Here is an 8485-nt window from a genome sequence, read left to right as displayed (position 1 = left end):
GGGTGGCGTGGGCGTACCACCCCCCTGGGGCGCCCCCGGTGGTGCGGCCGGGCTACTCTTCCGGTGCGGCCCCCCCCGCGGGGGGGCCCGCTCCGTTGCGGCGCACCACAGGGGAAGGGCTACGCGGTCGCCCGCGCCTTGCGGTAGATCAGGGCGCCGCCGATGATCGCGCCCGCGCCCATGGGCAACGCGAGGCCGAGGGGCAGCTCGCTGCCGGTGTGGGCGAGTTGCTCGACGCCCTCGGGCTGGGTGACGGTCTGCGTGCCCGGGTTGTTCTTGTGGCCGCCGCCCGGAGTCTCTCCACCGGGGTTACCGGGGTTACCGGGGTTGCCCGGGTTGTCCGGGTTGCCGGGTTCACTTGGCTGTCCGGGGTGTCCGGGCTGCTCCGGGTTCCCCGGCTGTCCGGGGTTCCCCGGATTCCCCGGGTGTCCGGGCTGCCCCGGCTTGCCGGGCGGGTTCTCGTGGCCGCCGCCCGGAGGCGTGTGGTGGCCCCCACCACCCGAGCCGTTGGCACAGTCGTTGCCCATCGACGTGTTACCGATGCCGACGACGCTCACGTTGTTGCCGCAGACGTTGACCGGTACGTCCACCGGCACCTGGACGTTGTTCCCGGAGCCCACGCCCGGCGAGCCGGTGGTGTCCCCGCCGGCGTGGGCCCCGCTCCCGGACCCGCTCTGCGAGCCGCCGCCGTGGCTTCCACCGTGGCTTCCGCCATGGCCGCCTCCGTGGTGCGAGCCGCTGCCGCCGCTGTTGTTGGCGCACTTGTTGCCCACCGACGGGTTGAGCGCCCCCACGACGTTCACCGTGTTGCCGCAGACGTTGACCGGGACGTGCACCGGTGCCTGCACCGAGTTGCCCGACAGAACGCCGGGCGAGTTGGTGGCGGCGCCGTGGGCTCCGGAGTCGGCGCTCGCGTAGCCGCCGGTCGCGGCGATCACGCCCGTCGCGGCCGCCACCGTCATCAGGCCCTTGCGGGTGACCTGTCGCATTGCTGAATTCCCTGCCTTCGACCTTGTCTTGGACCTTGTGCTCGTCCTGAACCTTGCGAAAAGACCCGTCGGCCCCGGAGTGCATGGCGTGCACTCCGGGGCCGACGGACTCAGACCCTCATGGGGTGAGGCCCCTCACGGGGTGAGGCACAACGTCACTTGTTGATGCAGGTGTTGCCGAAGGCGGGGTTCAGCAGCCCGATCACCGAGATCGTGTTGCCGCACACGTTCACCGGGACGTGAATGGGCGCCTGGACGACGTTGCCCGAAAGGACACCCGGGGAACCGATGGCGGCACCCTGAGCACCCGAGTCGGCAACCGCCAGGCCCGCACCCGCGAGAACCAGACCGCCAGTGGCAGCGGCAGCAGCGACGACCTTCTTGATCATTATTCCTCCTCGTTGGCAAAGTGACTCCAAGTAGCGAGTCACATCACCTGTAACGAGGAGGATGTAATGAAGCTACGAGCTTACGGTCGCATTCACCCGTCCCGGTCGGTCTCCGTACAGGCTGGCGAATACCGAGGTCAGGACGCGTCGATGAACCGGTCGAGCACGCGCACCCCGAACTTCAGCCCGTCCACCGGCACCCGCTCGTCGACGCCGTGGAACATGCCGGCGAAGTCCAGCTCCGGCGGCAGCTTCAGCGGAGCGAAGCCGAAGCAACGGATGCCGAGGTCGTCGAAGGACTTGGCGTCGGTGCCGCCGGAGAGCATGTAGGGCACCGCACGGGCGATGGGGTCCTCGGCGCCCAGCGCACTCTGCATGGCGTCGACGAGCTTGCCGTCGAAGTCGGTCTCCAGGGCCTTGTCCGCGTGCACGTCCTCCCGCTTCACGCGCGGGCCGAGGATCCGGTCGAGGTCGGCGAGGAACTCCTCCTCGTGGCCGGGCAGGAAGCGCCCGTCGACGTGCGCGGTGGCCTGCCCCGGGATGACGTTGACCTTGTAGCCGGCGCCGAGCATGGTGGGTGCGGCGGAGTTCCGAAGCGTCGCGCCGACCATCTTGGCGATGCCGCCGAGCTTGGCGAGGGTCTCGTCCATGTTCTCGGGGTCGAGTTCGGTGCCGAGCGCGTCGGAGAGCTCGTCGAGGAACGACCGCACGGTCTTGGTGACCCGGACCGGCCATGTGTGGCGGCCCAGCCGGCCGACGGCCTCGCACAGTTCGGTGATGGCGTTGTCGGTGTTGGTCATCGAGCCGTGCCCCGCCGTGCCGTCCACGGTGAGCCGCATCCAGTGCATGCCCTTCTGGGCCGTCTCCACCAGGTACAGACGCAGCTTCTCGTTCACGGTGAAGGAGAAGCCGCCGACCTCGCCGATCGCCTCGGTCACGCCCTCGAAGAGGTCGGGGTGGTTCTTGACGAGGTGCTTGGCACCGTACGTACCGCCCGCCTCCTCGTCGGCGAGGAAGGCCAGGACGATGTCACGCGGGGGCTTGCGCCCGCTGCGCAGCCGGTCGCGGACGACCGCCAGCGTCATCGCGTCCATGTCCTTCATGTCGACGGCGCCGCGCCCCCACACGCACCCGTCCGCGATCTCGCCGGAGAAGGGATCGTGGGTCCAGTCGTCGGCGTTGGCCGGTACGACGTCGGTGTGGCCGTGGATGAGGAGCGCGGGCCGGGACGGGTCCTCGCCCTCGATGCGGGCGACCGTGGACGCGCGGCCGGGGTGCGACTCGAAGATCTTCGGTTCGAGCCCCACCTCGGCGAGCTTCTCGGCCACGTACTCGGCGGCCTTGCGCTCGCCCGGGCCCGAGTGGTCGCCGTAGTTGCTGGTGTCGATCTGGATCAGCTCACGGCAGAGGTCCACGACCTCGTCCTCGCCGGTGACATGCCTGGTCGTGTCCGTCTCGCTCACGCTGCTTCCTCCCGCTGTCACTGCCGGTGTACCTGCCTCATCCTCTCTCCGCACCCCCGCCCGCCCCAAGACCGGGCCCGGCCCGACACACGCCGTTCACGCGGGGACGGGGTGTGATCAGGGGCCCTCGAAAGCCTGGTAAAGTTTCCTCTGTCGCTGCGGGGAAACCCCGCACGACAGACACCTTGTCCGGGTGGCGGAATGGCAGACGCGCTAGCTTGAGGTGCTAGTGCCCTTTATCGGGCGTGGGGGTTCAAGTCCCCCCTCGGACACCAGAGAGGATGCGGGTCGGGAGTGATCTCGACCCGCATTTTTGTGCTGCGTGCTCAATGGGCAGGTCGGGCAGGAGTCGGTCAGGAAGAGAATCCGCCCACGTCCGCGGGCCGGTTCCTGGTACTACCGGGGTATGGGGATCGAGCGCTTCATCGGCGTCGACCTTGCCTGGGCGCAGGGCGGCGGGGCCCGGGTCAGGCCCAACGAGACCGGCGTCGCCGTCATCGACGGCCGCGGTGCGGTGATCGACTGTGGCTGGACCTGTGGGCTCGACGAGACGACTCAATGGCTTGCCGGGGCAGCCGTCGGCGGATCGACACTGGCTTTCGTCGACGCTTCGCTGGTCGTCGACAATCCAGCCGGCCAGCGGCCCTGCGAGCGGGAGGTCGGCCGGAGGTACGGCCGTTGGAAGGTGAGCGCGAACAGCACCAACCAGAGCTCTCCCCATCTGGCCGGAGTCCTGCTGCGGAAGCGGCTTCAGCAGTCCGGCTGGGCCTACGACGACGGCAGGGGCGGGCCGCCGACGGGCGGGCTGGTCTTCTCCGAGTGCTACCCGTACACGACCTTGGTGGGGGCCGCCGAGTTGGGCTATGACGAGGCACGCCCCACGTACAAGCGCCGGCCGGCGGGCGTGCCGGCGGCGCGGTGGCGGGCGGTGCGGGCGGAGGCCTGCGACGAGCTGATCGCGCGCATGGCGGGTCTGGCCGACGCCGATCCGCCGCTCGCGATGGCCTCCCACCCGGTCTCCCGCCGGCTGCTCGATGAGCCCTCACCCCTGCGTGCGGCCGACTACAAGCATCGGGAGGACCTCATCGACGCGCTGCTCTGCGCGTGGACGGCCGCGCTGTGGTCCCGGCACGGGTTCGCGCGCTGCCAGGTACTCGGAGCCGACGACCTCGCGCCGCCCGGGCGTGCTCCCACCATCATCGCGCCGGCCCGCCCCGAGCAGCGGCGTGGACGCGTCCCGTCCGGTCAGGTGTCTTCCCGGAACAGCCGCTCGATCAACTCCGGGTAGGTCAGGCCCACTTCGCCCAAGGTGTTCCGAAGGGCCTCCGGCGGGCCCGCGCCGAGCGGGGTCGGTGCGCCGACGCGGCCGGGCACCGCGGACAGGTCACCGCCGCTGAACCGTGATGCCGGTGTGGCCGGAGGCCGTATGCGGTAGGTGCTCCAGACGCGTGCCGGGAAGTTCAGCAGGACCAGGTACGGGGCCGCCCAGGCGACGAACGCCCAGCGGTTCCTGCTCCGGGCCCGCACGAGCACGCCGTTCGTGTGGTGCCGCCCGAGTCTCTCGGCGGCCCGGGTCACGACGGGGACCGGGTTTCCGAAGGAGCCCTTGATCTCCCAGAGCCCGTCCCCGTGCGTGGTGGCCCAGCCCGACCTGGAGAACTCCTCGATCGTCTCGGCGTCGGGGTCGTTCTCCTGCGCCAGGGTGATGAGCCGTTCCACCTCGCTCCAGGAGGCCGTGCGGGCGAGCGCCTGCTCCGGTGGGAGCAGCAGGTCCTCCGCCTGGGCAGGCTCGGCGCGGGCGACCCGTTCCCTGTACCGCCGCCACGCGCGGGCGGCCAGCACGTCGTGCTCACCCCCGCCGGTGAACGTGGCGTCCTGGCTGAGCAGGGTCGTCAGCACGGCCACCACCGCGTCCACTCGTCGCCGGGTCTCCGGTGGAGTCCGCTGATCCTCCGGGCCGGGTTCCTTGGGCGTGAGAGCGTCGAGAAGACCGCTCAGGCCGTCGCGCCAGCTGTGGTCGTGATCGTCCCAGACTCCTGCGGCCAGGAGCTGGACGTACAGGTTCGCCACCAGCAGCCGTACCGACAGCGGTTGCGCCGGTCTTCCGTCAGGGTCGACGAGCGTGGCGGCCCAGCGCGGGGCCCAGACGCGACAGCGGGCTCGCTGCTCGGGTGGAACCTGCGGTGCGGCGGGCCCACCGGCGGTGACGGGGTCCTCGTCCTCCGCGCCGTTCTCGTCCTCCGCGCCGTCTTCGTACGACTCGCCGTCTTCGTACGACTCGTCGTCCGCCAGGGCGCCCGCGACCGCCGACACGATCCATCGGGACGTCGGTGGCTGGGGAAGGGCGACCTGCGCGGTACCGAACGCGAGGCCGGTCAGCGGTGCCCCGATCATCCGGCGGCACTCCGCGACATAGGCGTCCCAGCGGTCGACCCCGCTCACCGCCACCTCGGCTTCCGCACCGCGCTGCGCGGGGCTCACCCGGGCGGAGGACCCGGACGTTCCGGCGGTGAGCTCGCGTAGACGCAGCAGGTCGTTCTCGAAGCGGCGGGCGGCGCGTTCGTCGGCGAACAGCGTTTGCGCCGTGTAGTCGTATCTCAGACGGGGCCCGGTGTCGACGGTGTGGCGTCGTTCGCAGTGCACCGGGCTGTAGACGAAGACGACGGCCGATTCGGCGGTGCTGCCGTCCGCGCGGCGGCAGGTGGCACGTACCGCGGCGCCGGGCACTTCGGGTACCGGGAAGGAACACTCCGTTCGCTGCGCGGGGATGCTGCCGGTCTTCGTCCAGGAGCCCGGTGACCCGTCCGGTGACGTGCTGATCACGACGGGTGTCGACTCGCTGCGGGCGAGGGAGACGTGCAGTCCTTCGCTGTCCGTCTTGGCCCCCAGCAGGACGAGCGATGGGCCGACGGAGGTGAAGGGCCGGATGGTGCGGCCCTTCAGAGTGGTGAGTGCGGTGGTGTGCCCTTCTTCGGGGAGCAGCGGTTGGGTGTCGGCGGTGAGGACGGCGAGTTCGCAGTTGCCGCCCTTGCCGGTGCTGGTGCACAGGGCGGCTCGGGTGAGGTTGGGGCTTCCGGTCAGGGCGTGCCTGCGGTCTCCGGTCCGCCACTCGATGAACTTGCCGTGCCGCATCCGGGTTTCGTCGAGGAGGCGGATGCGGGTGGAGGGGCCGTCGAGCGCCGCTTTGACCGTGTCGGCGTCGTAGCTGGACCAGTGGGGCTGGAGTCCCAGGATGATGTGGCGTGGGGCCAGCCGGTCCACCAGGGCGCGCAGGGCGTGGGCCTCCGGGTCGATGAACGGGGCGTGAGCCTGGAGGTCCTCGACGGGTCCGGAGGGCAGCTGGTCGAGCAGGCTCCGGTGGAGGTTGTGCAGCAGTCGCGGTCCGTCCTGCGGCCCGGCGGGGGCGTTGACGTGTCGTTCGGTCAGGAGCGCGGCGAGTTCTGCGAGGTGGCTCGAGGACCAAGGGGCCAGGTCCACGGCGGCGGGCAGTTGCTCCAGCCAGTCCGCGAGGTCGGCCAGCAGGGCGTGGGAGGCGTCGTCCTCGGTCTCCACGACGGTCCACAGTTCGTCGTTGGCTCCCCACCCGGACAGTGTCGGGTTGCCCGATCCCACCGCCAGCCGGCAGGCGTGTTCGCCGATCAGCAGCACGACTTTGGGATGGAAGGCGCCCTGGCAGCGGGCAAGGCCGTGCAGATAACCGCGGCCGGCCAGGCGTACGTCGACCGGGTCGTACAACCCCTGGGCCGCGTCGCCGATCACCGCGGTGCGGGCGCCGAGGCCTCGGGCGACGGGGATCGCGACCTTCTCCAGGAACGGAAGGTCGACCGTGAACCCGAGGAAGAGCACGTCGTGGAGCGCTTGCCGGTCGCTGCGCTCGGCCCATTCGCGCAGCAGTGTCACCGGGGAGGCGAACCGTGTGTGCCGTGCCGCGCTCATCGGTCCGTCTCCAGGACGTCCCGGCCGTGCGCGGTGACGGTGTGGCGGCCGTCCTGGACGGCGAAGAGCCCCAGCTGTTGCCCGAAGAAGCCCAGTTGGGGGATGCGCGTGCCGATGCCGGAGCCTGACTCGTCGCCCGTCTTGAAGTACCGCTCGTTGCGCAGGTGCAGCCGCGAGAAGATCTTCAGTCCGCCGGTCGCCGGGTCCGTGCGGAGCTTGCCGAGCGCCACCCGTCGGGACTGGGCCAGCATGTCGTCGACGAGTCGCGCGGCCAGGTCGCCGGCCTGCCGGTCGGCGTAGTCGGTGAGGAGTCCGTCGATCCATGTCGGGTCGAGGAACTCAGCCGAGCGCCGCCCGCGCCCCAGGAAGACCGCGCGGGCGTCGTCGGTCAGGTGGCCCTCCCGGGACCTCAGGGCGCCCACCATCAGGAGCAGCACATCGGTCATCGGGGTGTCACCGCCCTGTTCGAGGATCTGCCGTTCGGCGGGCATCAGCCGGCCTTCCGGACTCTTCAGGGGTGGCAACTCCCCCAGCAGCCGTCGTACGGTCCCGGCCGGGGCCTGGTGTGCCAGCCAGTCGCGCAGTTCCTCGGCCGACCGGTCGGCCTCGCCGTCCCTGGATCCGACGACGGCCACCAGCGCGGCCCACAGCCTGCGCCAGGCGCCGACCGAGTAGTGGCGCAGCAGGAGTCCCCTCCAGCCCGCCGATTCCGGTACCGAGGAGAGGACCGGATCGGTGGTCGGCTCCTCGCCGAAGGCGACGGCGGAGCGCAGTGTCTCCTGATATCCGCGCCTTTCGGCGCCGTGGAGTTCGATCGCCCGGCCGAGGATCCGGAAGGTCGCCCGCCGGGTGCGGTCGGATGCCTCCCAGTCCCCGGGTGCGTGGGCTCCGCCCGCAGCGGTGGCGGTCAGTACCCCGGTCAGCCATTCCTGCTCTTCCGGAAACGGAACCTCCAGAGCCGCCTGCCCGGCCCGCTGGAGGTCGGGGAGGGGCACGACGTCCTGTCCGGCGAGTGACAGCAGCGGGGCGAACAGGTCCCGGATGGCCGCGGGGCAGGCGTGGCGGCCGGGGCCGAGTGCTCCCTTGTGGACCTCCACGGTGCCCAGGACGGTGGCAGGTCCCCCGTACTGGTCCCAGAAACCCCACCGGCGGGGCGAGTACGACCGGGTCAGCTGCTCCTCGTCGGCCGCCCGTGCGAGCTCCAGCTCCTCGGTGCAGAAGCGCCGTACCCCATCGGCTCCATGGGCGGTCCAGGCGGTGTCGGCGGTCTCCGTGTCGTGGCCGAGCGCGGCCAGCAGTACCTCGCAGCGGCGGACCATCCGGCGGCAGCCGGCCCGGTCCAGCGCGTGCCGCTCGGCGTGGGCGGCGATCGCCGCGTACATCGAGTGGTAGCGGATGTAACGGGTCACGGTGGACATTCCCGGCACCAGTCGGTCGACCGCGCGCATCACCGGCCCCTCGACCGCCAGCGGGTACCGTCCGGACCGCACTCCCAGCCCTTCCAGCGCCCAAGCCGGTCCCTGGACGTCCGCCGTCATTCCGCCGCCTCCCCCTGCAGCACGTCGGTGGAGCTGCGCTTCGGCAACCACCCGGTGATCCAAGTCTCAGACTAGGTGTCGGGTGGGGGTGGGGAGCCTGTTTCGTCGATTCGCCACCCGGCAGAGGCCCTGGCTCGGACCGTCGGAGGTTACTTCGGCGAAATGTGGGG

The 8485-nt window shown here is 71.0% G+C and carries 6 protein-coding genes and 1 tRNA gene; 2 read left to right on the top strand and 5 right to left on the bottom strand.

Features of this window, described 5'->3' with window-relative positions; translation table 11 throughout:
* Positions 1-119: 119 nt before the first annotated feature.
* The 3 genes from AB0959_RS17295 to AB0959_RS17285 all read right to left on the bottom strand — a co-directional run bounded on the left by AB0959_RS17295 (position 120) and on the right by AB0959_RS17285 (position 2841).
* Positions 120-989 carry a chaplin gene (locus AB0959_RS17295; RefSeq protein ID WP_366827241.1) on the bottom strand — a complete coding sequence of 290 codons (870 nt, stop codon included), beginning with the start codon at positions 987-989 and terminating at the stop codon, positions 120-122.
* A 155-nt stretch (positions 990-1144) separates the two neighbouring features.
* Entirely contained in the window at positions 1145-1378 is a 234-nt protein-coding gene (gene chpH / locus AB0959_RS17290; RefSeq protein ID WP_366827240.1) for a chaplin ChpH, read from the bottom strand.
* A 137-nt stretch (positions 1379-1515) separates the two neighbouring features.
* Positions 1516-2841: a M20/M25/M40 family metallo-hydrolase gene (locus tag AB0959_RS17285; RefSeq protein ID WP_366827239.1), complete on the bottom strand. Its 1326-nt coding sequence runs from the start codon at positions 2839-2841 to the stop codon at positions 1516-1518.
* 187 nt (positions 2842-3028) lie between these two features.
* Between AB0959_RS17285 and AB0959_RS17280 the strand changes: the two genes are divergently transcribed.
* Positions 3029-3116, top strand: a tRNA-Leu gene (locus AB0959_RS17280).
* 131 nt (positions 3117-3247) lie between these two features.
* Positions 3248-4129, top strand: coding sequence for a DUF429 domain-containing protein (locus AB0959_RS17275; protein WP_366827238.1), 882 nt, complete (start codon positions 3248-3250; stop codon positions 4127-4129).
* Here the strand turns inward: AB0959_RS17275 and AB0959_RS17270 are convergent.
* Complete coding sequence (locus AB0959_RS17270; RefSeq protein WP_366827237.1) at positions 4087-6777, bottom strand: hypothetical protein; 2691 nt, start codon at positions 6775-6777, stop codon at positions 4087-4089. The genes AB0959_RS17275 and AB0959_RS17270 overlap by 43 nt on opposite strands.
* A complete protein-coding gene (locus AB0959_RS17265) occupies positions 6774-8315 on the bottom strand; it encodes a hypothetical protein (protein ID WP_366827236.1) in 1542 nt (513 codons plus the stop codon). Before AB0959_RS17265 ends, AB0959_RS17270 begins: the two co-directional genes overlap by 4 nt.
* Positions 8316-8485 lie beyond the last annotated feature (170 nt).

The sequence above is a fragment of the Streptomyces sp. NPDC046862 genome (genome assembly GCF_040704615.1).
Lineage (GTDB): Bacteria > Actinomycetota > Actinomycetes > Streptomycetales > Streptomycetaceae > Streptomyces.
This window is presented reverse-complemented; position numbering and strand designations above follow the sequence as displayed.

Coding starts and splice junctions, on each gene's coding strand:
- AB0959_RS17295 (WP_366827241.1), bottom strand. CDS start 989: ATGCGACAGGTCACCCGCAAGGGCCTGATGACGGTGGCGGCCGCGACG.
- chpH (WP_366827240.1), bottom strand. CDS start 1,378: ATGATCAAGAAGGTCGTCGCTGCTGCCGCTGCCACTGGCGGTCTGGTT.
- AB0959_RS17275 (WP_366827238.1), top strand. CDS start 3,248: ATGGGGATCGAGCGCTTCATCGGCGTCGACCTTGCCTGGGCGCAGGGC.
- AB0959_RS17270 (WP_366827237.1), bottom strand. CDS start 6,777: ATGAGCGCGGCACGGCACACACGGTTCGCCTCCCCGGTGACACTGCTG.
- AB0959_RS17265 (WP_366827236.1), bottom strand. CDS start 8,315: ATGACGGCGGACGTCCAGGGACCGGCTTGGGCGCTGGAAGGGCTGGGA.